Annotated in this window: 25 protein-coding genes, 1 tRNA gene and 1 pseudogene; 19 read left to right on the top strand and 8 right to left on the bottom strand. The window is 60.3% G+C overall.

What is annotated here, in order from left to right; genetic code table 11:
* Positions 1–127: 127 nt before the first annotated feature.
* Complete coding sequence (locus AC25BC_RS09245; RefSeq protein WP_113545119.1) at positions 128–955, top strand: nickel-binding protein; 828 nt, start codon at positions 128–130, stop codon at positions 953–955.
* 181 nt (positions 956–1,136) lie between these two features.
* Here AC25BC_RS09245 and AC25BC_RS09240 read toward each other — a convergent pair whose 3' ends face one another.
* A complete protein-coding gene (locus AC25BC_RS09240; RefSeq protein WP_017988273.1) occupies positions 1,137–1,427 on the bottom strand; it encodes a DUF982 domain-containing protein in 291 nt (96 codons plus the stop codon).
* A gap of 881 nt (positions 1,428–2,308) precedes the next feature.
* Between AC25BC_RS09240 and AC25BC_RS09235 the strand changes: the two genes are divergently transcribed.
* The 3 genes from AC25BC_RS09235 (at position 2,309) to AC25BC_RS09225 (ending at position 3,978) form a co-directional block, all read left to right on the top strand.
* A complete protein-coding gene (locus AC25BC_RS09235; protein WP_017994017.1) occupies positions 2,309–2,518 on the top strand; it encodes a hypothetical protein in 210 nt (69 codons plus the stop codon).
* 3 nt (positions 2,519–2,521) lie between these two features.
* Entirely contained in the window at positions 2,522–3,100 is a 579-nt protein-coding gene (locus AC25BC_RS09230) for a Fic/DOC family protein (protein WP_017994016.1), read from the top strand.
* A 140-nt stretch (positions 3,101–3,240) separates the two neighbouring features.
* Positions 3,241–3,978: a hypothetical protein gene (locus AC25BC_RS09225; protein ID WP_128439386.1), complete on the top strand. Its 738-nt coding sequence runs from the start codon at positions 3,241–3,243 to the stop codon at positions 3,976–3,978.
* 16 nt (positions 3,979–3,994) lie between these two features.
* Here AC25BC_RS09225 and AC25BC_RS09220 read toward each other — a convergent pair whose 3' ends face one another.
* Together AC25BC_RS09220 and AC25BC_RS09215 are read right to left on the bottom strand one after the other, a co-directional pair.
* Complete coding sequence (locus AC25BC_RS09220) at positions 3,995–5,488, bottom strand: FAD-dependent monooxygenase (protein ID WP_128439385.1); 1,494 nt, start codon at positions 5,486–5,488, stop codon at positions 3,995–3,997.
* A 324-nt stretch (positions 5,489–5,812) separates the two neighbouring features.
* A complete protein-coding gene (locus AC25BC_RS09215; RefSeq protein WP_164903010.1) occupies positions 5,813–5,983 on the bottom strand; it encodes a hypothetical protein in 171 nt (56 codons plus the stop codon).
* 146 nt (positions 5,984–6,129) lie between these two features.
* On the opposite strand from AC25BC_RS09215, the gene AC25BC_RS09210 reads away from it, so the two are divergent.
* Positions 6,130–6,357 carry a hypothetical protein gene (locus AC25BC_RS09210; protein WP_128439384.1) on the top strand — a complete coding sequence of 76 codons (228 nt, stop codon included), beginning with the start codon at positions 6,130–6,132 and terminating at the stop codon, positions 6,355–6,357.
* A gap of 89 nt (positions 6,358–6,446) precedes the next feature.
* Here the strand turns inward: AC25BC_RS09210 and AC25BC_RS09205 are convergent, their stop codons facing one another.
* Both AC25BC_RS09205 and AC25BC_RS09200 read right to left on the bottom strand, forming a co-directional pair.
* Positions 6,447–6,650 carry a CsbD family protein gene (locus AC25BC_RS09205; RefSeq protein WP_012757373.1) on the bottom strand — a complete coding sequence of 68 codons (204 nt, stop codon included), beginning with the start codon at positions 6,648–6,650 and terminating at the stop codon, positions 6,447–6,449.
* 267 nt (positions 6,651–6,917) lie between these two features.
* Positions 6,918–7,091 carry a hypothetical protein gene (locus AC25BC_RS09200; RefSeq protein WP_487778549.1) on the bottom strand — a complete coding sequence of 58 codons (174 nt, stop codon included), beginning with the start codon at positions 7,089–7,091 and terminating at the stop codon, positions 6,918–6,920.
* Between the two features lie 322 nt (positions 7,092–7,413).
* Between AC25BC_RS09200 and AC25BC_RS09195 the strand changes: the two genes are divergently transcribed.
* Together AC25BC_RS09195 and AC25BC_RS09190 are read left to right on the top strand one after the other, a co-directional pair.
* Positions 7,414–7,608, top strand: a complete 195-nt coding sequence (locus AC25BC_RS09195) for a hypothetical protein (RefSeq protein ID WP_128439382.1) — start codon at positions 7,414–7,416, stop codon at positions 7,606–7,608.
* A 125-nt stretch (positions 7,609–7,733) separates the two neighbouring features.
* Positions 7,734–7,934 (top strand): hypothetical protein, encoded by a 201-nt coding sequence (locus AC25BC_RS09190; RefSeq protein WP_012757370.1) that lies wholly within the window; start codon positions 7,734–7,736, stop codon positions 7,932–7,934.
* 29 nt (positions 7,935–7,963) lie between these two features.
* Here the strand turns inward: AC25BC_RS09190 and AC25BC_RS09185 are convergent.
* Positions 7,964–8,039, bottom strand: a tRNA-Lys gene (locus tag AC25BC_RS09185).
* Positions 8,040–8,270: 231 nt separating this feature from the next.
* Between AC25BC_RS09185 and AC25BC_RS09180 the strand changes: the two genes are divergently transcribed.
* The 12 genes and pseudogenes from AC25BC_RS09180 to AC25BC_RS09125 all read left to right on the top strand — a co-directional run.
* Entirely contained in the window at positions 8,271–9,020 is a 750-nt protein-coding gene (locus tag AC25BC_RS09180) for a cytochrome c biogenesis CcdA family protein (protein WP_012757366.1), read from the top strand.
* 183 nt (positions 9,021–9,203) lie between these two features.
* Entirely contained in the window at positions 9,204–9,974 is a 771-nt protein-coding gene (locus AC25BC_RS09175) for an SDR family NAD(P)-dependent oxidoreductase (RefSeq protein WP_113545130.1), read from the top strand.
* A 110-nt stretch (positions 9,975–10,084) separates the two neighbouring features.
* On the top strand, positions 10,085–10,879 hold the full coding sequence (locus AC25BC_RS09170) for a potassium channel family protein (RefSeq protein WP_128439381.1): 795 nt from the start codon (positions 10,085–10,087) through the stop codon (positions 10,877–10,879).
* Positions 10,880–11,159: 280 nt separating this feature from the next.
* Positions 11,160–11,666 (top strand): Lrp/AsnC family transcriptional regulator, encoded by a 507-nt coding sequence (locus AC25BC_RS09165; RefSeq protein WP_012757363.1) that lies wholly within the window; start codon positions 11,160–11,162, stop codon positions 11,664–11,666.
* On the top strand, positions 11,663–12,826 hold the full coding sequence (locus AC25BC_RS09160; protein WP_128439380.1) for a saccharopine dehydrogenase family protein: 1,164 nt from the start codon (positions 11,663–11,665) through the stop codon (positions 12,824–12,826). Before AC25BC_RS09165 ends, AC25BC_RS09160 begins: the two co-directional genes overlap by 4 nt.
* Before the next feature lie 92 nt (positions 12,827–12,918).
* On the top strand, positions 12,919–13,707 hold the full coding sequence (locus AC25BC_RS09155) for an ABC transporter substrate-binding protein (protein WP_012757361.1): 789 nt from the start codon (positions 12,919–12,921) through the stop codon (positions 13,705–13,707).
* Positions 13,708–13,820: 113 nt separating this feature from the next.
* Positions 13,821–14,498, top strand: coding sequence for an amino acid ABC transporter permease (locus AC25BC_RS09150; RefSeq protein WP_017994010.1), 678 nt, complete (start codon positions 13,821–13,823; stop codon positions 14,496–14,498).
* Complete coding sequence (locus tag AC25BC_RS09145) at positions 14,495–15,169, top strand: amino acid ABC transporter permease (protein ID WP_012757359.1); 675 nt, start codon at positions 14,495–14,497, stop codon at positions 15,167–15,169. The genes AC25BC_RS09150 and AC25BC_RS09145 overlap by 4 nt, the downstream gene beginning before the upstream one ends.
* Positions 15,170–15,201: 32 nt before the next feature.
* Positions 15,202–15,930 (top strand): amino acid ABC transporter ATP-binding protein, encoded by a 729-nt coding sequence (locus AC25BC_RS09140; protein ID WP_128439379.1) that lies wholly within the window; start codon positions 15,202–15,204, stop codon positions 15,928–15,930.
* 112 nt (positions 15,931–16,042) lie between these two features.
* Positions 16,043–16,834: an SDR family NAD(P)-dependent oxidoreductase gene (locus AC25BC_RS09135; RefSeq protein ID WP_017994009.1), complete on the top strand. Its 792-nt coding sequence runs from the start codon at positions 16,043–16,045 to the stop codon at positions 16,832–16,834.
* Between the two features lie 416 nt (positions 16,835–17,250).
* A complete protein-coding gene (locus AC25BC_RS09130) occupies positions 17,251–18,186 on the top strand; it encodes an MBL fold metallo-hydrolase (protein ID WP_128439378.1) in 936 nt (311 codons plus the stop codon).
* 222 nt (positions 18,187–18,408) lie between these two features.
* A pseudogene (locus tag AC25BC_RS09125) lies at positions 18,409–19,364 on the top strand (AEC family transporter); the annotation flags it as partial.
* On the opposite strand, the gene AC25BC_RS09120 reads toward AC25BC_RS09125, so the two are convergent.
* Positions 19,355–20,548, bottom strand: coding sequence for a UbiH/UbiF family hydroxylase (locus AC25BC_RS09120; protein ID WP_128439377.1), 1,194 nt, complete (start codon positions 20,546–20,548; stop codon positions 19,355–19,357). The pseudogene AC25BC_RS09125 and the gene AC25BC_RS09120 overlap by 10 nt on opposite strands.
* 38 nt (positions 20,549–20,586) lie before the next feature.
* Complete coding sequence (locus AC25BC_RS09115; RefSeq protein ID WP_017994005.1) at positions 20,587–21,099, bottom strand: DUF934 domain-containing protein; 513 nt, start codon at positions 21,097–21,099, stop codon at positions 20,587–20,589.
* Between the last annotated feature and the right edge of the window lie 9 nt (positions 21,100–21,108).

Below are 21,108 nucleotides of genomic sequence, written 5' to 3'. Positions count from 1 at the left end.
ACATATGCTTTTCTGGAAGCAAGAGCCTCTCTAATCATTCATGGATTGTGCCAGAGGTGGACGGAGTTTCATCCGGGTCGTACAATACAATCTATCCTGCACGCGGCGGATCTGGGAGGAGCGCGCGATGCCTATTTTCATGGACCGGCACTTTCTTGAGGGAACGTCAGCGGCTGACGTCGCTCAGGCACATCGCATGGATCTCGATATCCAGGACAAGTACGGCGTCAAGTTCCTGACCTATTGGTTCGATCAGCGGCGCGGGACCGCCTTTTGCCTGGTGGATGCGCCGGATGCGGAAACTGCGCAATGTGTGCATCGCGAGGCCCATGGCTTCGTCGCCGGCGAGATCGTCGAGGTCGCCCTGTCCGCGGTTGAGGCTTTTCTAGGCCGAATCCATGACCCTGAGCCGGCCCCCGGCCAATCCTCCGCTCAGGTGGATCCTGGCCACCGGGCAATCCTTTTTACCGACATCGTCGGATCGACGGCGATGACATCGCGCCTCGGCGACCGCATTGCGACCGAAATGGTAAGGGCCCATGACGCTGTCGTGCGCCGATGCCTCAGCCAGAATTCAGGCCGCGAAGTGAAACACACCGGCGACGGCATCATGGCGGCCTTCGCCGCGACAACGGCAGCCGTCGAATGCGCCATGGCGATCCAGCGGGAATTCGAGCGTTACAACGGCGGAAACACCGAGCCGATTCATATCCGCATCGGACTGGACTGCGGCGAGCCGGTCGAGGACAGCAACGACCTCTTCGGCACGACCGTGCAACTTGCCGCGCGACTCTGTGCGGCAGCCTCCAGCGACCAGATCCTCGTCTCGGAGAATATTTTTCGGGAATACGGCGCCGCCGATCTCTTCGCTCACGCAACGCGCCGACGGTTCAAGGGGTTTTCGAAGCCCATGCTCGTCTTCCGATGCGACTGGGCCAATGCCGGCGTGAACTAAGATCTGCTGGATCCGACACCCGAATAGCCGGCTGCCTCTTGCAGGGCTTGCCGCGGCGCCTTGTGGCCAAGAAATAGGCGATCATCCGATCAGCAGATATCGAAACCAGAACGCGCCGCAACTGATGTGACGGCGCGCCCTCCCTGCCATGCAGACGGCCCGCAACAGGCCTATAATCTTACTAAGCATTACCAATTTGGTGGTTCATCGGTCCGTCGAATTTGGGGCCACCCTCGACCTTCGCAAGGACGCCAGCCATCTTCAGGAACCGCCGGAAATTCTCGCGCGCAGCGCTCAGCGGGAAACGCCCATTGGCCGCATCTCTGCACGCCTTCAACAGCGTGTCATACGCCAAACCCCGTTTGTCCTCCGGCCACCCGTCCAGAACATCGAAGATTTCATCGAGGCACGTGACCTCATCGATGATATGTTGACGATGAAGCAGAATCGGATCGAACCGAGTTGACGACATAGTATCCTCCCATTTATATTACTTTTTTATGGTGTAATTTTACTCAAAAATCGCAATCTATTCAAGTCGAAATCGCGTCCACTTGACTATTAACGTCGCGAAACTACTTCCATAACGACAGAATAGCCCGACCAGGCTAGACTTACGTGAATTTAATCATCAACTGAGGCGCGACACATCACGATTATAGATTGATTGATCAATCGTGCGAATGTTTCGGCTCAGGTGAGCGTGATCTAGCAGGCCACAAGTTTTCGTATAGGCTCGCGTTGGCATGGTAGATTGCGACCATGACAGGCTTGTGAGGAGACGTTCAGATGAACCGATTTTTTCCATTGGTAGTGGGAGTGCTGATCAGTGTGTCCGCGTTCACGTCTTCCTGCACATCGCCTGCAAGGCAGGATCACCAGGACTTTCAATATCAGCGGAATACATCGGTAAACCCGGCATGTGCGGATGGGTTCAGACCCAGCAATGCTCGCTCGTGCAGCTATTGAAAGGCATAGAGCCGGAAATTGGTCCTGCGCCGAAGGTGGCACGCTACAGCAATTGGACCGGTTGGGAACTCCAAGCCCTGCCTCACCGTTAAGTGATCGGGTCACAATGGCCCGACACTAAACAGGAGAACGCTTTCCCATGAACAATTTGATCTGGCTTGTCGGCGCTGTCGTTATCGTGCTCGCGATTTTGAGTTTCTTCGGCTTCCGCTGATTGCAGACACGTGCTGATGGAAATGTCGTGGCTCAACCGCGTCTTCCCTTTCCGGCGATCGGACGGACGATGAATCCTCCGCGCCGATGGATCGCTGAACAGCGACTTAACAGTACCTTTCCGGTCATAAGACAGTAGGCAAAGGGTTGGGTTGGATGGTACGATGCGACATGGCAAAAGAAACGAAATTAGGTCGATCTGCTGAATCCGGCCGGTTTGTCACACGTCCGATCGGTGAAAAGAAGGCGGAGAAATTCGCCGCGGTCGAAGGTTTGAAGATGAGTGCCGGTTCCAAGGCGCTGTCGCAGAAACTAACGTCCGGCGACCTCAAGGGGGACGCTTACCGCCGAGAGATACTTAAAGCCTTCAAGAAAGTCTGACGGGTGGTCCGTTACAATGCCGTCGAGGATCCGCTCTGTTATCCAGGCACTCACGTCCTACGCAACAAGGCAGATATCGAAGATCAAGAGCAGCTTAATCAATTCGAACAGCTGATGTTCGATTCCCGCGCAACGGAAGCTCTGCCAGAGGGCAATTGGGATTTCGCGCACTATCGGGCGCTGCACCATCATTTTTTCCAGGATGTATACGAGTGGGCCGGGAATATCAGAACCATCCGCACCGGCAAGGGTGACAACTGGTTCGGTTATCCTGAATATATCGAGCCGGAGGCCAAGCGGCTGTTTGCTCAATTGGCAAGCCGCGAATATCTCGCCCAAACCGGAAAAAAGGACGCCTTCGCTGAAGACTCAGCATGGTTTCTGGCGGAAATCAACGCGATCCATCCATTCCGCGAAGGTAACGGACGGATCCAGCTGGTCTTTCTGACGATGCTGGCGCGCAATGCAGGATATGAGATCGATGAAGACCAACTGCGCCCTGGGCCGTTTCTACAAGCGATGATCAAAAGCTTCCACCGCGAGTTGGCGCCTCTCGTCAACGAAATCCGGCGAATGATTTAGGCCGCAACAGGCAATCTCCCCCACCGCCGCTTCTTCGCAGAATGACGTGTGATCACCGCAAAAAGTGGATGATCACCCCCTCGGCCTTCCTTTACAATCAGCTGTTTCGGCCCCCCAAGGCAGATGGCAAAGGAAAATTGATGGCTCGTCTTATGGGTCCGGATGAAGCGACTCAATCGGAAAAGCGGACTGCCAAAGCGGACCAGCCGGATGGCTTGTCGCGGAATGTTACGGCCATCAAGGTCGGCGACTGTCTGCTGGGTTACAAGGCCGTCCAGCGCCGTACGCGGGCCAGCCGTTGGAACCATTTCCGCGGCCGGATGCGCGAGATCGAAAAATTGATCAGGCATCGCCACGGAGACATCGTGCCGGAGGCCGATGACGCATTGATTTACGTCGAGGTGATCGCCGGCCTCGCCTTGGTCGAATTCAAGGAAGAGTTTGTCGAGGTGGTCCTCGGCTGGGCGGCGCGATGGCTTCCCTGGGCTGGCAAAGCCGAGATAGAGGACGTCATCTACGAGCGGACAAAGTTGCGCTTTTCCGACTTGTCCGCCGACGCCCTCGGCCATGCTTTGCACTTAAGCTACGCAGAACGGAGCGGCCTCGATATCCGCACCATCGGTGCCTTCGATGTGCCGAAACGGAAGAGAGCAAAACTTCAAAAGGAAAAGCGGCGGCAGCGGGACCGAAGCCGAAAAGAGGAGCAGCGCCGCGCCGCCGGCGCGCTTTCCAGAGCCGATTATCTCGCCAATTCTTTCAGCCAAGCACGCCCCTGGGAGGCTTTCGGCATCAGCCGCCGGACCTGGGAACGCCGCGGCAAACCGATGCCGGATCCCGCGACGATATCGGACTGCGATCAGATCTCGCTCGCCGCTTAGTCGGCGCTTTTGGCCTTTAGCCGGGTGGTCCGAACCAGCTATTCAGAGCCTCTTGCAGACCATCCTGCGTCCCGTCGCCCACCCAGGCCACATATCCATCGGGCCGGATCAACACTGCCGTCGGCGCGGAGACCAAGCCCAGCGCCGGCAGCTCCCATGCGCCGTGATATCCGGCGTCGACCAACTTGATGCGGTCCGGCCACGGCGCGATGTCGAAGCTGCCGGGCGCGTTAAGGTTCAAGAACACGGGCCGCGCATCCTGGAGCAGCGTAAAGAGACGCAGAGGACCATCTGAGGTAACCAGGTCGAGGTCAGGCATGCGGCGACCGAGCAGCGGATGCCCGTCGCCGAACTCGTAATGGATAGCCAGTCCAGACATTTCGGCAGCGATGCGTTTGCGCGGCTCCTCCATGCCAAGCAGCTCCGTTACCACGTCACGCAAGGCTTCCGTGCGATCGTCGGTCCGCTGCAATGCGACCTGCGCCATCGTCATGCGCAACACGCGGGCCGCAACCGGATGCCGCTCGGCGTGATAGGTGTCGAGCAAGGCGTCAGGCGATGCGCCTTTCAGCACCTGGGCCAACTTCCAACCGAGATTGACGGCATCCTGCACACCGGTATTCAGGCCTTGCCCGCCGACCGGAGAATGCACATGGGCGGCATCGCCAGCCAGGAGTACCCGGCCCTTGCGGTAGGCCGTCGCCTGCCTGGACATGTCGGTGAACCTGGAAATCCAGTTGACGCGATGGAGTCCGTAATCCATTCCGAATGCGGCGATGAGCGCTTCTTTGAGATCACTGAGCGTCGGTTCGGTCGTGGCGCCGGCATTCGTCTCCGGCACCATCACGCCGATCGGACCTTCCTTGGCAAAGACGATCTTGCCGTCGTGGATTTCATACTCCTCCCTGCCGAAGGCATAGATACCAAGGGCCGTGCGATGGATGCCCAATGGCGGCTCCTCTTCCATCTCCACTTCGGCGAGAATGTTGCCGGTCGTCGGATCCCATCCCGGAAACTCGATGCCGGCAGCCTTGCGAACCAGACTGCGGCCGCCATCGCAGCCGACGAGATAGCGCGCCCTGAGCGAGGCGCCATCGGAGAGTTCGATGGTGACGCCGCTGTCGTCCTGGGCGAAACCCGTTACCTCAAGGCTGCGATAGATCGGCACCGCCAGCTCGCCGACCCAACCGGCCAGAATGCGCTCGATATGCTTCTGCCGCAGCGCCAGCCCGTAATTGTGCCGGGTCGGAAAATCGCTAATATCCAGACGAGTGACCGCAAAACCCGTGACCTGGGCTACCTGCCCTTCCGCGAGGAATCGGTCGACGATGCCCCGCTGATCGAGAGCCTCGAGCGTGCGCGCGCTCAGTCCGCCGGCACGCGTACCGGCAAGCCCCTGGTCAGGTCGGCGCTCGACGATGGCGACGTCGACGCCCGCCAAGGCCAGTTCGCCTGCCAGCATCAGGCCCGTCGGCCCTGCCCCTGATATCACGACTGCATGTTCCCTCATCCGTAAAACTCCTCTGTTCCGGCGCACTCTCTCAGGGTTCCAGACAGAGCTGGCCACTACTGATCGGCCCTCCGCAGATGCCGATTTTCTCTGTCGCAGGTTGTTCTCCCTATAATAAGAGCTCCATACTGGTTGGAAGGACTTGCGACAGGATGTCGGGCTTGCTCTCTAAAGCCATTTTCTTTGCCACTTGCTGATCTCCTGCCGTGGAGCCCAAGGCATTTCAGCACGACCTGACCGGGTGGGCGCCGGATTTGGCAGGCATCTTCCCGGTCCTCGTCTGTTCTCGGACGGCGATCAATCAATTCCCTAGAGAGACGTATCTCACTGCGGAGCCGGAGCTTTTTGCGGAATCGTCTCGGCCGCCGGTCGCTCGGACGGATCGGCGGGATGGCCATAGATCGTGTAGGCGGCGCCTGCCAGCACTCCGAGGACGAGAAGAGCGAGCACGTACAACATCATTCCGCGGATGGCCGTCTTCGGTGTCTTCTCCATCAGGATCTCCAGCATTGCTCAGCGGTCAAATTCACCTCGAGCGCTTTTGGTTCCGACGCGGCGGTTGTTCAGGTGAGTAGCCGCTCATGGAACGATCAGGTCCGGATTTGGTTTAACCCACATCCTCATCGCTAGCGGAGGCCATCATGTGGGCAATCCTGACCGGAGCCGCTCTCATCATCGGCGGACTTCTCTTTCTCTTTACGTCGGCGCTTGGTCGAAGACCGAGTGATCCGCATCAAATGCCGCAAGGCGGCACCACGCTGGAACCACGGCGCCAAGGCCTCAGGTTCCTCGGGCTATCGCAAAACTGGCCGGCGCTCGCCGTGATCGCACTCGGCGCCCTTCTCCTGGCTTTTGGCGGATATTCATGACATCCGACGGCCCTTGACTGCCTTAACTCCTTCGGCAGCAAAAACCCGGCTTTCACCGGGTTTTTGCTCGGTTATTACCAAGTCTGGCATTACCAAGTCTGGCGACCAGACCAGTCATCGATGTCGCGTTTAATACGGTCCTTTTCGATGCCATACCGCTCCTGGATCTTGCCTTCCAGCTGGTCGCGCTTGCCGGCGATCTGGTCAAGATCATCGTCGGTGAGTTTGCCCCACTGCTCCTTGACCTTGCCCTTCGCCTGCTTCCAGTTTCCTTCGATACGATTCCAATCCATGGTGGATTTCTCCTGTTGTTGATGAGGAGAAAACGGATCGCAGCGGAATTTGGTTCCTGTGTCTGAGCCAATTTCATAAACCGTCGCGTGGCCTGTATCGACGCACGCAAACAACATCCCAAACCATGCTCGCAAGCGTTCGCCAGCAGTTGATCGTCCTCGGCTTCATCTCTTCCGAGAGCCTTCTGAAGCATCGAGACGCTCGATGTGACTGATCATCGATCTTTCACTGGCCTTCCCCTGCGATGCCTTTTAGCCGCTTGCATTTCAGTGTTTGAGCAAATGGGCACCTATAGTGCCGACCATAATGCGGAGATCATCTTTTGACCGCACCCCATGTTCGAACATGGAGATCAACTCTTGAGCTGCTTTGATTGCACTTGGGCTATCCTTGGAGCAGCAGCGTGCGGCGCACCATTCGTCATAGATGTCTTTGATCATTGTGAGGTCTTCTGGACCCAGTGCCGACTTGGAGCCGTGCATACCTTGAAACATCGCAATCCTCCCAGATGCTGACGTGACACGTAAACCACAACGAACTGATTTTATAACAACTTCCAGAAATTTCAATGGGTGGCCTGGCACCGAGTGAAGCTCAATTCCTGCGGGAAAGACGCAAGGCGCTACCATCTCAAATCTAACCCACACTCCAAACAAGAAAATCTAAAACAATTTTTGGATCGATAATAGATGTTGAAAATATTTACCTAGGCCTAATCAAATATTTCTTTGCGTGCTATACTGTACTAATGAGAGAGGAACAATGTTAATCAATGTATTCGTTAGCCTCTACAATTTAGGCGGCCTGGACGCACTTAACGTTTCTCTGCGAAGCCTTTCAGATGACGAAAGGCTTGGCGCTTTACTCTCGCTTGAGAAGATAGGGTACGAAGTGATCTGGAATGCCCAGAGAAAGCCGGCTTCTGCATATGTGTGGAGCGGGCCGAATGAGAACTAGTTGCCAGTGGGGCAAGGACCCATCACGACAATGGGGGTGGGACCTCACGACCTTGTGTCTCCCTTCACGCGCTTAAAAAGCAGAGGTTCCATCCTCCTACCGATCCGAAGGAAGTGAGGGCGATCATGATCCGATCCCAGATAGCCGACGCACAAACCGTGTTGAGCGACGAAGAAGTTGCCCTCTGCCAGAGAGTATTCGACCACATCAGCTCGATGCGACAAATCACAACAGACACCGAGCGCGAAGATCTTGCTCGGCGGGTTATCCATTCGTACCAGCATGGGGTGAAGGACGAGGGCGCGCTACTGCGACTGTTGATCTAAGATCGCGGCAGCTATCTTGAAGATTAAAATGGTGAGAGCGTCGGGGTTCGAACCCGAGACCTACTGATTAAAAGTCAGTTGCTCTACCAGCTGAGCTACGCTCTCCCTCTCCGCGGGTGTGACCACCCCGGCTGGAAGTGGGCGGAACATAGGCAGGCGACCCATGCCGGTCAACCGAAAATTTTGCCTTTTGCAAACGTTCGGCACATTTCTTGCGGGCGCCAAGACAAATGTCTTGCGTGCAGAGACAGATGTCTCGCGCGCGCAAAAAGGTGATTGGCAATCGCTTGCCTGCAAAGCTAGGAACATCACGCAGATTGCAGCCGGAGAGAATGCGTGTCGATTGCCGATATTTCCCTGTGGAGCGCGTTGATTGCCGGGGCGCTTTCCTTTCTGTCGCCCTGCGTGCTTCCCCTCGTCCCGCCCTATCTCTGCTATATGGCCGGCATCTCCGTCGAGCAGTTTCGCGGCGGCGGTGCAGTGGCGGTGGCGCCCGACGTCAGGCGCGGCGTATTCTTTTCCGCACTGCTCTTCACGCTCGGCTTTGCCACCGTCTTCGTAGCGCTCGGCGCCGGTGCTTCCAGCATCGGCATGGTGCTTCGCCAGCATCTCGACCTCCTGTCGAAGATCGGCGGGCTGATCATCATCGTCATGGGGTTGAACTTCCTTGGCCTCTTTCGAATCGGGGTGCTGGCGCGTGAGGCGCGCTTCCAGGGCAGCGGCAAGCCGGCGACGCTGACGGGCGCCTATATCATGGGCCTTGCCTTCGCCTTCGGCTGGACGCCCTGCATCGGCCCCGTGCTTGGCGCAATCCTCGGCGTTGCCGCCTCGCGCGAGACGGTCGGCTCCGGCGCCGGGCTGCTCGCCATCTATTCGCTCGGCCTTGCCATCCCCTTCTGGATCGCCGCCGGCTTTTCCGGCTCCTTCATGCGCTTCCTGTCGCGCTTCCGCCGCCATCTCGGCACGGTGGAAAAGGTGATGGGTCTGTTCCTCGTGCTGACCGGCCTCGCCTTCCTGTTCGGATGGGTCAGCAATGTGGCGATCTGGTTCCAGCAGACCTTTCCGATCCTGATGCAGATCGGCTAGGCCACCGGCTGCCGATTTTCCAGGCCATGGTGCAGGTGGTCGTCGTGTGCAGGTATCGGGAAAAGCGTCCCACGTTGCCGGATCGCCCATTGGTCAAAGGGACACTCCTCAGCATGCTGAGAATATCCGGCATCCGCACGCCGACACTGCCATAAATGGAGCTTCATCGAGGGAGGCATCGTGATGCAGAAGAATGCGCCGGACTTCAGCCTTGAGGGCAAGGTGACTTTGGTGACAGGAGCGAGCCGCGGCATCGGTCGAGCTTGCGCACTTGCCTGCGCCGCAGCAGGTTCCGATATTGTTTTAGGGGTCCGCGATGTCGCGGCGTCGGCGGACCTGGTTGCCGAACTCGAGGGCGCGGGCCGAAAAGTTCTCCCTGTTGAACTGGACATCCCCAACAAGGCCCATATCGCACAAGCCGTCGACGCGGCGCTTGCGACATTCGGCCGGATCGACGTCCTCGTCAACAACGTCGGCGTGGCTCCAGGCAATCTCGCGGAACTCGTCGAAGAGAAGGATCTTGACGAGATACTCGACGTCAACATCAAGGGTACCTTTCTGATGACGCAGGCTGTGGGCCGGCACATGATCAAGCGCAACGGCGGCAGGATCATCAACATCAGCTCACAGGCCGGCACCGTGGCACTGCGCGGCGAGGCAATCTATTGCATGAGCAAGGCGGCCATCAATCACCTCACGCGCTGCCTTGCAGCCGAATGGGCACGCTATGACGTCACCGTAAATACCGTATCGCCGACATTCATTCACACCGATGGTACAGCACCTTTTCTATCCGATGCCGATAATCGCGAAGCGACGCTCGGTCACATTCCACTCGGCCGGATCGGTGAGACCGATGATGTGGTGGGCGCCGTGGTCTTCCTTGCATCACCGGCTGCGAGCCTGATCACCGGCGCGAACCTGCTGGTAGACGGTGGATGGTCCGTCGCCTGAGATCGAGGCACAACCTGCAGGGCAGTCCTGTCCAGACGAGAACAACGATTTGCCGGACAAGGATCTCTTCGGCAACTTGCGGACGCCGATGAGGGATCTACATTCCCTGGATGAAAACTTTCGAATCCGACGACGGCTCTCTGCAGAATTCGCTTCGTCAGGTGCTGCGAAAGCTCGACAGGGCCGACGGCAGGCAGGCGGTCGCCTTTCGGCTGGTATTTGCTGCCATTGACGTCGCCATTCTCGCCTTCTTCCTGCTCGGCCCGTACCTGCGATCCGGTCCCTCCTATCTGATCATCGACTATGCGATAGCAGTGTGGATCGCCGCCGAGATGGTCGGCCGGGCGGTCGCCGCATTCTCTGTGCGCGAGTGGATTCGGCGGCCGATGACCTGGATCGACTTCGTGGTGCTGGCCACGCTGTTGCTGCCGGACCTGCTCTTCAATTTCGCTTTCCTGCGGATCATGCGGTTCTGGGCGATCGGCACCAGTCCGCTGCTCAAGGACTTGCTGCGCAAGGCCGGCTATTTATACCTTCTCGACGTCGTCCGGGCGGTGATCAATCTCCTTGTGTTCCTCTTCATGGCAACCGGGTTCGTCTATACGTCCTTCTTCTACAACAGGGAGGGAGGCGAAGGATTCGTCGACGCGCTATATTTCACGGTCGCGACGGTGACGACGACGGGATTCGGAGACATCACGCTTCCGGGAACGCTGGGCAAGCTCACTTCCGTTGTGACGATGATCGTCGGCATCTCCCTATTCGTCAGGCTTGCTCAGGCAGTGGTCCGCCCTCACAAAGTGACCTATTCCTGTCACCGATGCGGCCTTCAGCGCCATGACGCCGACGCCGTTCATTGCAAGGCGTGCGGAGAGGTCTTGAACATACCGGACGAGGGATCGTGACCGTCGACCCTGGCTAGCCGATACGCCAGGAATTCGCACGCAGTCGTTGTCTGAGAGAGCGCCTCAAGATCGTATTGAACGTGGAATCTTGCGAGCGAGTTAATCGTCGCGGCAAAACGCCGACGGCCGCCTTGGCGTGCCTGGCCCTGAAGGGCCCGAATTCTCGTCGATTGAATGCCGAATAATTGATGTGCTTGCCTTTCAAAAGAAAATGCCTAGGATATCTTCAGTTTTATAAGAAATATCTTCAGATTTTTTCTATTTATGAAAGCCATGACCATTGCGAGAACATCTCGATCAGACCGACCGGCGACTGGTTAAACTGCTGTCGGAGGATGCGCAGCTTGGCGTCAATCGCCTCGCCGAGAAGATGGCGATCTCTGTTCCGACAGTGCGTATGCGCTTGCGAAACCTCCTGGGCCGCAACCTGCTCAAGATCGTCGGATTGCTGAACCTGACCGAGCGTCCGGAATTGATCTCGGCCATTGTCGGCATCAATGCCCAGGGGCGCGGGCAGGCCCGGAAACTGGCGGAACGCATCTCCGAGCTGCCTTTCGTGAACTCCGCCTGCGTGGTCACCGGGCGCTTCGACATTATCGTCGACGTGACAGTGGTCGGCGATGTCGCCGATCTCTACCGCGTCACCAGCGAGTTGATCCCGGGCGCGGGCGAGCCGGGCGAAGTCGTGCGCAGCGAGACCTTCGTCGTCATGGCATCATGCAATAAGTGGGTCAGCCTGCCGGAAGGTTGCTGGTCGGACGAGAATCCTCGAAAGGAAAGCGCGTGAAGATCGCGGTACTTGGCGGCCTCGGGTTGCAAGGGCGCGCCGCGATCACCGATCTCGTCGCCAGCGACGGTGTCGAGCGAGTGGTCTGTTTCGATACCGCGCCGGATGGCGCGGCCCTGCTTGCCGGACTGACAGACATTGGCCGCATTCGTTTCGTGGTGCCGGAAGGCCCGATCGGTCCAACGCTGGCGGATGTGATGGAGGACGCCGACGCGGTCATCGACCTCTTGCCGCAGCCGCTGATGCGCGAGGCGGTTCTCGCGGCGATCGCCACAGGCACGCCGCTCGTCACCACCAATTACGGCAAGGCCATCGCCGATCTTGATCCCGCGGCCACGACGGCGGGCGTTTCGATCATGACCGAATGCGGGCTCGACCCCGGCATCGATCTGGTGCTTTACGCGCGTGCCGCCAGGCAGTTCGACACCATCACCTCCATCGACTCCTATTGCGGCGGCATCCCCGAGCCGAAAGCGACGACCGAGCCGCTACGCTATAAGGTGAGCTGGAACTTCGACATGGTCTTGACGAGCCAGAATCGCGACAGCGTGCTGGTCGAAAACGGCGAACGGGTAGAAGTGCCCGCCGCCCGGCAACACGACAACCGTTTCATCCATCAGATCGAGTTCGCGGGCCTCGGCAGGCTGGAGGCCTTTCCGAACGGCGATGCGCCGCACTATTCCGACATGCTCGGCCATGCCAAAGGGCTGCGGCGCGGTGGCCGCTATTCACTGCGTTGGCCGGGCTGGTCGGCTTTTTGGGCTCCGCTGAAGGAACTCGGCTTCCTCTCCGAAGTCAAGGTGCCGGGCATTGGCACCAGCCCGCGCGAATTTCTCGGCCGGATGCTCGGTCCGAAATTACAGTATGGTGTCGATGAGAAGGATCTTTGCGTGATGCGCAACGTGTTCTCCGGCAGCGAAGGCGGCCGCCGCAAGACAGTGACATCGGACCTGATCATAGAGCGCGACCTGACGTCCGGGCTGTTCGGCATGAGCCGCGGCGTCGGCTATCCCGCCAGCATCGTGGCGCAGATGTTGGCCCGCGGCGAGATCGCTAAGCCTGGCCTGCTCAACCCGCTGATGCATGTGCCGGACGGTCGCTTCCTCGACGAGTTGGCCAGGCGCGGCATCCGGGTTTCCGAGACGGTCAGCTGGGATTGAGAGTTTCGAACGCGGTCGCCGCCGGGAACGGCGCCGAGGTTCAAAAGGCACCCACGGGTGGGTAGGACAACGACAACCGGGAGGAATATGAAATGAACATTACCAAGTTTTTCGCCGCAGCGGTCGCGCTTGCCAGTATCGCCGCCGCCGCCAATGCCGGAACGCTCGACGACATCGCCAAGCGCGGTGAACTGCGCGTCGCGGTGCAGACACAAGGCCCTCCCTTCTCGTTGGTCGACGCGGCCGGCGAACGGACCGGCAGCTCGGTCGAGCTCGCCGAATTGATGGCCAAGGAAATGGGCGTGAAGATCACCTTCCTTGATTTCGACTGGGATGGCCTGATCCCGGCGCTGTTGTCCGGAAAGGCCGATCTCCTGGTCGCCGACATGACGCCGACGCTGGCGCGGGGAATGAAGGTCGCCTTCACCAAGCCCTACATGTATACCGGCAGCACCGTCTTCACCAAGGCCGGCGGCAAGTTCAACACGACCGGAGACTGCAAGGCCAAGGGCACCAAGATCGCGGTACTGCTCGGTGCCACCGGCGAGAAAGAGGCCAAGGCCGCCTTTCCCGATGCCGAGATCAAGAGCTACAAGGGTGGCGGCCCGCTGCTGCTCGATGCCGTCAATAACGGCCAGGCCGATTGCGGCGTCAACGACGTCTCGGCGGTCAAGGGTCAGTCAACGGCTTATCCGGCCGGCAGCTTCACCATTATGCCCGACATGCTGTCGAAGGAGCCGTTGGCATTCGCCACGCGCTATGACGAACCGGACCTGTTGATCTGGATGAACCAGTTTCTCGACCAGGTCACCCTCGACGGCCGTCTGCAGAAAAACCTCGATTATTGGGTCAACTCCGACAACTGGAAGAAGGATCACTAAGCCCGACCCATGGTTCAAGCATCCATCTGATCCGGCCGGTTTCGCGCGCGCTTCGGCGTCGCGAGACCGTCCGGGACATTTCGTCTTCCGCCGCCTGGGATAGGCCATTCGCCATGCTCGAGAACTTCAGCTTCCGCGCCATCGTTGAATATCTGCCCTTGTTCGGGCAGGGTCTCTTCACGACGGTGTGGCTGTCGCTCCTCTCCTTCGCCGGTGCGCTCGCCGTTGGCATCGTGCTCGTCGCCATGAACCTGCAGCCCGCCCGGCTGTTTCGCCTTCCCGCCAAGGCCTTCATCGACGCGGTGCGGGCCACACCCTTGCTGGCGCAGCTCTATTTCCTCTATTTCGGTCTGCCTCGCCTCGGCTTCATCCTGCCGGAACTCGTTGTCGGCATTCTCGCCTTGTCGCTGAACAGCGGTGCCTATATTGCCGAGATCATCCGTGCCGGCATCCTGTCGATCCACCGCGGCCAGGTGGAGGCAGGCATCGCTTCGGGCATGACCTTCATCCAACGCATGCGCTTCGTCATCCTGCCGCAAGCATTCAAGGTGACGATTCCACCATTGCTCGGCCAAGCGATCGTGCTGGTCAAGGATTCGGCCTTGCTATCGTTGATTTCGGTCGCCGAACTGACCCGTGCCGGGCAACTGCTCGCCTCCGACCGCTTCATGCCCGCCGAAGGGTTCATGACCATCGCGGCCTTCTACCTCCTGCTCTATTACGGCCTGAAGGGGCTAGCGGCGCTATCCGCGTACTGGCTCGGATTGGCGCCGACAGGAGCGCGGACATGATCTGGCAGCAGTTGCAGAGCCTCGCCGGCAGCTATCCCCTCGCCTTGCGTGGCCTCGGCATGACCGTCGCGTTGTCGCTGATTAGCCTGGTGCTCGGTACGCTGATCGGCTTTTGCCTCGGCATCCTTCGGACTGGTGGAAGCCGGCTTTTAAGCGCAGCGATCGGCTCCTGGGTCGACCTGATCCGCGGCACGCCGTTCCTGGTGCAGATCTTTCTGATATTCTTCATTCTGCCGGAATTCGGCATCGAGCTCGACGCCTTCAGTGCCGGCATCATTGCTCTGACAAACCTCGCGGCTTGTTTTATCTGCGAGATCGTCGCCGCCGGCATCCGCGCCGTTCCAACCGGCCAGATCGAGGCGGCGCTGGCGTCCGGGCTGTCACGGTGGCAGAGGATGCGCCAGGTCGTGCTGCCGCAGGCGATGCGGATCGTGTTGCCGCCACTGGTTGGCCAGTACGTGCTGCTGATCAAGGATTCCTCCGTCGTCTCGGCCATCGGGCTCACCGACCTCACGCGGGTCGGCTGGCTGGTGGTGCAGCGGGTGCCGAATGGGCTCCTGGTCTTCTTCCTGGTCGGCGTGGGTTATTTCATTGTCTGCTATCCGCTCATCATGCTCGCCCGCCGTCTGGAGCTTCGAATGGGCGCGGCCCATGGCGAGGTGCGATTGTGACGCCGCCGCAGAATCCGAAAGGTTGAACCAGCATGATCGAGTTTCGCGCCGTCAATAAATGGTTTGGCCCACTTCATGTGCTCAAGGATATCACGCTCGACGTCGCGCCGCGCGAGGTCGTCGTCGTCTGCGGTCCATCCGGCTCGGGCAAGAGCACCTTGATCCGTTGCGTGAACGGTTTGGAGACGATCCGTGACGGTGACTTGGTTGTCGACGGTCAGCGTCTCGACGATCGCACCACCAACATGACACTATTGCGCGCGGAGGTCGGCTTTGTCTTCCAGTCGTTCAATCTCTATCCGCACAAGACAGCGCTGGAGAACGTCACGCTGGCGCCAATGCACGTGCGCAAGATCCCGCGCGCCGAAGCCGAGAAGGCCGGCCGCGAGCTGCTGGCCAAGGTCGGCCTCGCGGACAAGGTCGATGCTTACCCCGCGCAACTGTCGGGCGGCCAGCAGCAGCGCGTGGCCATCGCGCGCTGCCTCGGCATGCGCCCCAAGATCATGCTGTTCGACGAACCAACCTCGGCGCTCGATCCCGAGATGATATCGGAAGTGCTCGATGTCATGGTCGCCGTAGCGGAGGAAGGCATGACGATGATGGTGGTGACCCACGAAATGGGCTTCGCCCGCAAGGTCGCGCAACGCGTGGTGTTCATGGACGCCGGCGCCATCGTCGAAAGCGGCACGCCGGATGAATTCTTCGCCCACCCGAAGACCGACCGCAGCCGCGCCTTCCTCGGCAAGATTCTGCGCCACTAGAGCCCGTTGATCGGTTCCCTCCCCTACGCGAAAGGATTATCCGCATCGTTGGCTGTTGCGAGACCGGCCGCCAGTTCATACGTTCTGTCATCCAACCTCAAAGGAGCAGAAGATGCAGATCGACCTTACAGGCAAGACCGCTCTGGTTACCGGATCCACCGAAGGCATTGGATACGCAATCGTCCGCCAGCTCGCGAGGGCGGGTGCGAACGTGGTGGTCAACGGCCGGTCCGAGGAAAAGACCGCGAAGGCCGCCGACCGCCTGAAAGGCGAAGGCGCCAAGGGAAGCGTGACCGCGGCGGCAGCGGATCTCGCAACCGCTGGCGGATGTAACGCTCTTGTCGCCCAGGTTCCTCACGTGGACATCCTCATCAACAACGCGGGCATCTTCCAGCCGCTAGACTTCTTCGATGCGGACGACGAGGTATGGGACCGCCACTGGCAGGTGAATGTCATGTCCGCCGTCAGGCTTTCGCGCGCATATCTTCCGGGCATGCAAAAGCTCGATTGGGGCCGCGTCATCTTCATCGCGTCCGAATCCGGCTTTAACATACCGGTCGAGATGATCCACTACGGTGTCAGCAAGACCGCAGACATCGCGGTTGCCCGCGGCCTTGCCAAACGCATGGCCGGCACAGGCGTCACCGTGAACTCCGTCCTTCCCGGCCCCACGCTGTCCGAAGGCGTCGAGGCGATGCTCGCCGAGGAACGTGCGAGGACAGGGAAACCGATCGAGGAGGTGGCGGCGGACTTCGTCAAGAAGCACCGCGCCGGTTCGATCATCCAACGCGCCGCGAGCGTCGAGGAAATCGCCAATCTCGTCACCTATCTGGCCTCCCCTTTAGCGTCCGCAACGACTGGAGCTTCGATGCGCGTGGACGGAGGCCTGATCGACACGCTCTGACGGACTCCACCGACCGGCCACTGCATCGTCTTCGTCGGAAGTTGTCTCCGCGATGCGCTGCCGTGGCGGGCTATTTGCAGCTTTTCGAAGCGGCTTTCGCGCGCCCGCCATGGTCCGCTGGCCCGGCAAGATGCCTCCCGGCAGCGTAGAAAACGGCATCATGTCCGGCCTCGACTGTCAAAGATGACATTTGTGGCGAGCCCAGTCACAGGCATGCCGCGTTCGCTGATCTGATCGAGTCCGCCCATCAGCACGCCGCCGACAGCAAAAAGCGAGGCCTGGACCTATGCCGTGGTATGGCTTGCCCTGTCCCTCGGCCCCACCCGCCCTTATCCCTCGACCCAATCGATCGAAAACACGGCTCCATGTAGCGTCGTCGATGCCGTGTTTAAGGCGGCGGTCAGAAGGAGACGAACATGAACCTTGAGACAAAGATGAGCCTGGAAAACACCGCACACACCGGCAGACCTCGGCTCGACGAATTGGTTCCGTCGCGCTACGCGGTGCAGGTCGGCGAGATTGAGGTGCTGGTGGTCAGCGACGGGGTGCTACCGCTCCCAACCGCGATGCTGGGACACAACATCGATCCCGCCGTCCGAGCGGCCTGGCTGAAAGACATGTTCCTGCCAGCGGACGCTTTCGACTGGGCGCTGAACGTGGTCGTGGTACGCAGCGGCGACCAGACCATACTTCTCGACGCCGGGTTGGGGCTCGACCCGGACCTGCACCTGCCGCGGGCCGGGCAGCTGATCAAGCGACTGGAGGCCGCCGGCATCGATCTTGCGTCGGTGACCGACGTGGTCCTGACCCACATGCACATGGACCACATTGGCGGGCTGCTCGTCGACGGAGTGAAGGACCAGCTGCGTCCGGACCTGCGGATCCACGTGGCGGCGGCAGAGGTCAAGTTCTGGGAGGCGCCCGATTTCTCTCGGGTCGCCATGCCGCCGGGCTTCCCGGACGCGCTTCGGGCGACCGCCAAGCGATTCGCCAAAGAGTATCGCAGCCATCTCAGGCTGTTCGATGATGAGTACGAGGTGGCGCCGGGCGTGGTCGTCCATCGCACCGGCGGCCACACCCCCGGCCACAGCGTGATCCGCGTGGCCTCCGGCGGCGACAGGCTAATGTTTGCCGGCGACGCCGTGTTCGCGGTCGGGTTTGAACATCCGGACTGGTACAACGGCTTCGAACACGACCCCGAGGAGGCGGCGCGCGTTCGGGTCCGTCTGTTGCGGGAACTGGCGGAGACCGGCGAGCAGCTGGTGGCCACTCACCTGCCGTTTCCCTCCGTCGGCCGGGTGGCGGTGGACGGCGACGCCTTTCGTTGGGTGGCGGCCTTCTGGGACTATTGATCGCTTGTTGGCGGTCGCAGAGCGTGTACTCATCGCGTGAATGAGTCCACGCTCTACTGGTTTGTTTTTTTGAGCAATTCCGAACGCAAAACCGCTACACAGTTTCGCTGGAATTGCTCTTGTTTCTGCGCAATTCCTGACGAAAAACCGCTACACACTTTTGCTGGAATTGCTTAAGTCAGATCCTGACCCGCCGATCATCCCCGCGCCCTGGAAGACCTCTTGGCCGATATTGTCAGCCTGCTATTGCCGTTCTTCGGCCTGATCCTGATCGGTTACATCGCCGCCAAGGCGACCAAGCAGCCGGCCGAAGCGCTCGGCTGGCTGAACACTTTCATCATCTATGCCGCCCTGCCCGCGCTGTTCTTCAAGCTCGTCTCGCGCACGCCGATCGAAGAGCTGACGCGCGTCGATTTCATTGTCACCGATATCGCGGCGACCTATGCGGTCTTCATCCTGCTTTTCGTCATCGGCCGCGTCGTGCGCGGCAATTCGCTGGCCGATTGCACCATCCAGTCCTTTGCCGGCGCCTATGGCAATATCGGCTATATGGGACCGGGCCTGGCACTCTTGGCGCTCGGCGAAGGCGCAGCCGTGCCGGTGGCGCTGATCATCTGCTTCGAAAACGCGCTGCATTTCATCGTGGCGCCGGCGCTGATGGCGGCGGCCGGCGACGACAAGCGTTCAACAGGCCAACTCGCCGCCGATATCGTCCGGAAGGTGGCGCTGCATCCCTTCATCCTGTCGACCGCGCTGGGCTTTGCGGTGGCCGCCTTGCACATCGACCAGCCGCCGGCGTTTCAGCGCCTCGTCGACTATCTCGCCCAGGCGGCGGCGCCCTGCGCGCTCTTTGCCATGGCGTGACGCTGGCGCTCCGACCGTTGAAGCGGATCCCGGCGGAAATCTCCTATATCGTGCCGGCGAAGCTGATCCTTCATCCGATCGCGGTCTTCGTTGCGCTGACGGCGGTTGGCGGTTTCGAACCGGTCTGGATCCAGGCGGCCGTGCTGCTCGCCTCACTGCCGACGGCGACCAACGTCTTCGTCATCGGTCAGCAGTATGGCGTCTGGCAGGAGCGCGCCTCGGCGACGATCCTGATCACGACGGTGTTTTCGGTGGTGACTGTTTCGCTCTGGCTAATCGTGATCCGCTCAGGCCTTCTTCCGCTTCAGCTTTTCCGTAGCGCCTCCGGAATATCGCGGAAGCCGCGGCCCGGCTCGATGCCCTCACGCATGACGATATTGCGCAGCGGCGGTATGGCCGAGAGGATGTGCAGGCCGGCAGCGCGCAGCATCTGGACGGGCAGGAAATCCGAAAGCAGCGAGCGGTTGAGAATATCGACACTTGCCGTGCGCGTCATGATGTCGGCGCGGCGTTTGCGGTCGAAGCTTTCGCCGGCGTCGGCCGGCACCGGCAATTCCGCCCTGTCGCAGAGGATATCGGCAAGCGCCATGATATCGCGCAGGCTGAGGTTCAGCCCCTGAGCCCCGATCGGCGGGAAGACATGGGCGGCCTCCCCGATCAGCGCGATGCGTCCCTTGCCGAAACGATGCGCCATCATGCCGGAGAGCGGCCAGACCTGGACGCCCTCTTCGACATCGACCTTGCCGAGCATGGACTGCATGCGCGCCTCGACAAGGGCGCCGAGCTCGGCAAGCGGCAATTCCATGCGGTTCGCCGCCTCAGCAGGATCCTGCACCCAGACCAGGCTGGAGCGGCTTCCCGGCAGCGGCACCTGGGTGAAGGGGCCGTGTTTGGTGTGGAATTCGGTCGAGATATTCTGGTGCGGCAGCGAATGGGCGAAATTCAGCACCATGGCCGATTGCGGATAGGACCAGTTGCGCACGGCAATGCCTGAGGTCTCGCGCAGCTTCGAGCCGCGGCCATCGGCGCCGACGGCAAAATCGGCCGACAGCATCTCGCCACCGGTAAGCGTGATCGAGACTGAAACGGCCGATATTTCGATCGATTCGGCCATATCGGTGAAGCGGGTAATATTGCCCTCGCCGGCCGCGGCCTCTTCGAGAATGCCGGTCAGCGCCTTGTTGGGGAAATTGTAGCCGAAGGCATCGAGGCCGACCTCGGCCGCGCGGAAAGTGGTGGTCGGCGCGCGCAGCAGCCGATCGGTGCCGTCGACGATGCGCATGCTGGTCAGAGGAGCGGCTGCGGGGCGGAGCTTTTCCCAGAGCGCTAGGCGGTCGAGGAAGCGGATCGACTGATCCATCAGCGCCGTGGTGCGCCGGTCTTCCTTCGGAGCAACGGGCGCCACCAGCGCCACGCTGCGGCCGCCGCGCGCCAGCGCGATTGCAGCAATCATACCGGCCAGACCGCCACCGATCACCGCCACTTCGAATGTCTTCATGCTACCGTTCCGTCATCATACGAGGACGAACCGGTCGCTCATGCGGCCGGCTTCGCCTGACGGCGCCAACTATAGCCCTTGCCCGCTTCGGCGTCACGCACCGCCGGCTGATAATGATGGGGAATGGCGGGAAGACGGTTTTCAGAAAGCCGATTCAGCGCCGTGGCGTTGGTGACGGAAAAGCTGTCGATCCCGACGCGCAGCATCAGTGGCACTTGGTCGATCAGCACGTCGCCGACGGCGCGCAGCTCGTTGGTGTAGCCGAGGCGCTGGCGCAGCAGCGAGGCATGGCTGAAGGCGCGGCCGTCGTTGAAAGCCGGAAAGGCGACGGCGACGATTTCGAGGCGATCGAGATAGGGCTCCAGCCGGCGCACATCGTCGGCCGGCTTGATAAGCACGCCGAGGCCGACATCGTTGCTTTCGTCGGCCCTGGCGATCAGTTCGTCGAGACCGAGCAGCGGCTTCTGCTCCTCGGTCGCCTTTACCTCGTCGGTCTCGATCACCCAGGGATCGTTTTCGACAAAACCGGTTTCTCTCCAGATCTTCGTCATCATCCCCTC

It is taken from the genome of Rhizobium sp. WSM409, assembly GCF_057653825.1.
This window is presented reverse-complemented; position numbering and strand designations above follow the sequence as displayed.

What these genes read in the sequence shown, in the direction of transcription:
- AC25BC_RS09245 (WP_113545119.1), top strand. Translation starts at nt 128, where the DNA reads ATGCCTATTTTCATGGACCGGCACTTTCTTGAGGGAACGTCAGCGGCT.
- AC25BC_RS09240 (WP_017988273.1), bottom strand. Translation starts at nt 1,427, where the DNA reads ATGTCGTCAACTCGGTTCGATCCGATTCTGCTTCATCGTCAACATATC.
- AC25BC_RS09235 (WP_017994017.1), top strand. Translation starts at nt 2,309, where the DNA reads ATGGCAAAAGAAACGAAATTAGGTCGATCTGCTGAATCCGGCCGGTTT.
- AC25BC_RS09225 (WP_128439386.1), top strand. Translation starts at nt 3,241, where the DNA reads ATGGCTCGTCTTATGGGTCCGGATGAAGCGACTCAATCGGAAAAGCGG.
- AC25BC_RS09220 (WP_128439385.1), bottom strand. Translation starts at nt 5,488, where the DNA reads ATGAGGGAACATGCAGTCGTGATATCAGGGGCAGGGCCGACGGGCCTG.
- AC25BC_RS09215 (WP_164903010.1), bottom strand. Translation starts at nt 5,983, where the DNA reads ATGGAGAAGACACCGAAGACGGCCATCCGCGGAATGATGTTGTACGTG.
- AC25BC_RS09210 (WP_128439384.1), top strand. Translation starts at nt 6,130, where the DNA reads ATGTGGGCAATCCTGACCGGAGCCGCTCTCATCATCGGCGGACTTCTC.
- AC25BC_RS09205 (WP_012757373.1), bottom strand. Translation starts at nt 6,650, where the DNA reads ATGGATTGGAATCGTATCGAAGGAAACTGGAAGCAGGCGAAGGGCAAG.
- AC25BC_RS09200 (WP_487778549.1), bottom strand. Translation starts at nt 7,091, where the DNA reads ATGATCAAAGACATCTATGACGAATGGTGCGCCGCACGCTGCTGCTCC.
- AC25BC_RS09195 (WP_128439382.1), top strand. Translation starts at nt 7,414, where the DNA reads ATGTTAATCAATGTATTCGTTAGCCTCTACAATTTAGGCGGCCTGGAC.
- AC25BC_RS09190 (WP_012757370.1), top strand. Translation starts at nt 7,734, where the DNA reads ATGATCCGATCCCAGATAGCCGACGCACAAACCGTGTTGAGCGACGAA.
- AC25BC_RS09175 (WP_113545130.1), top strand. Translation starts at nt 9,204, where the DNA reads ATGCAGAAGAATGCGCCGGACTTCAGCCTTGAGGGCAAGGTGACTTTG.
- AC25BC_RS09170 (WP_128439381.1), top strand. Translation starts at nt 10,085, where the DNA reads ATGAAAACTTTCGAATCCGACGACGGCTCTCTGCAGAATTCGCTTCGT.
- AC25BC_RS09155 (WP_012757361.1), top strand. Translation starts at nt 12,919, where the DNA reads ATGAACATTACCAAGTTTTTCGCCGCAGCGGTCGCGCTTGCCAGTATC.
- AC25BC_RS09150 (WP_017994010.1), top strand. Translation starts at nt 13,821, where the DNA reads ATGCTCGAGAACTTCAGCTTCCGCGCCATCGTTGAATATCTGCCCTTG.
- AC25BC_RS09145 (WP_012757359.1), top strand. Translation starts at nt 14,495, where the DNA reads ATGATCTGGCAGCAGTTGCAGAGCCTCGCCGGCAGCTATCCCCTCGCC.
- AC25BC_RS09140 (WP_128439379.1), top strand. Translation starts at nt 15,202, where the DNA reads ATGATCGAGTTTCGCGCCGTCAATAAATGGTTTGGCCCACTTCATGTG.
- AC25BC_RS09135 (WP_017994009.1), top strand. Translation starts at nt 16,043, where the DNA reads ATGCAGATCGACCTTACAGGCAAGACCGCTCTGGTTACCGGATCCACC.
- AC25BC_RS09130 (WP_128439378.1), top strand. Translation starts at nt 17,251, where the DNA reads ATGAACCTTGAGACAAAGATGAGCCTGGAAAACACCGCACACACCGGC.
- AC25BC_RS09120 (WP_128439377.1), bottom strand. Translation starts at nt 20,548, where the DNA reads ATGAAGACATTCGAAGTGGCGGTGATCGGTGGCGGTCTGGCCGGTATG.
- AC25BC_RS09115 (WP_017994005.1), bottom strand. Translation starts at nt 21,099, where the DNA reads ATGACGAAGATCTGGAGAGAAACCGGTTTTGTCGAAAACGATCCCTGG.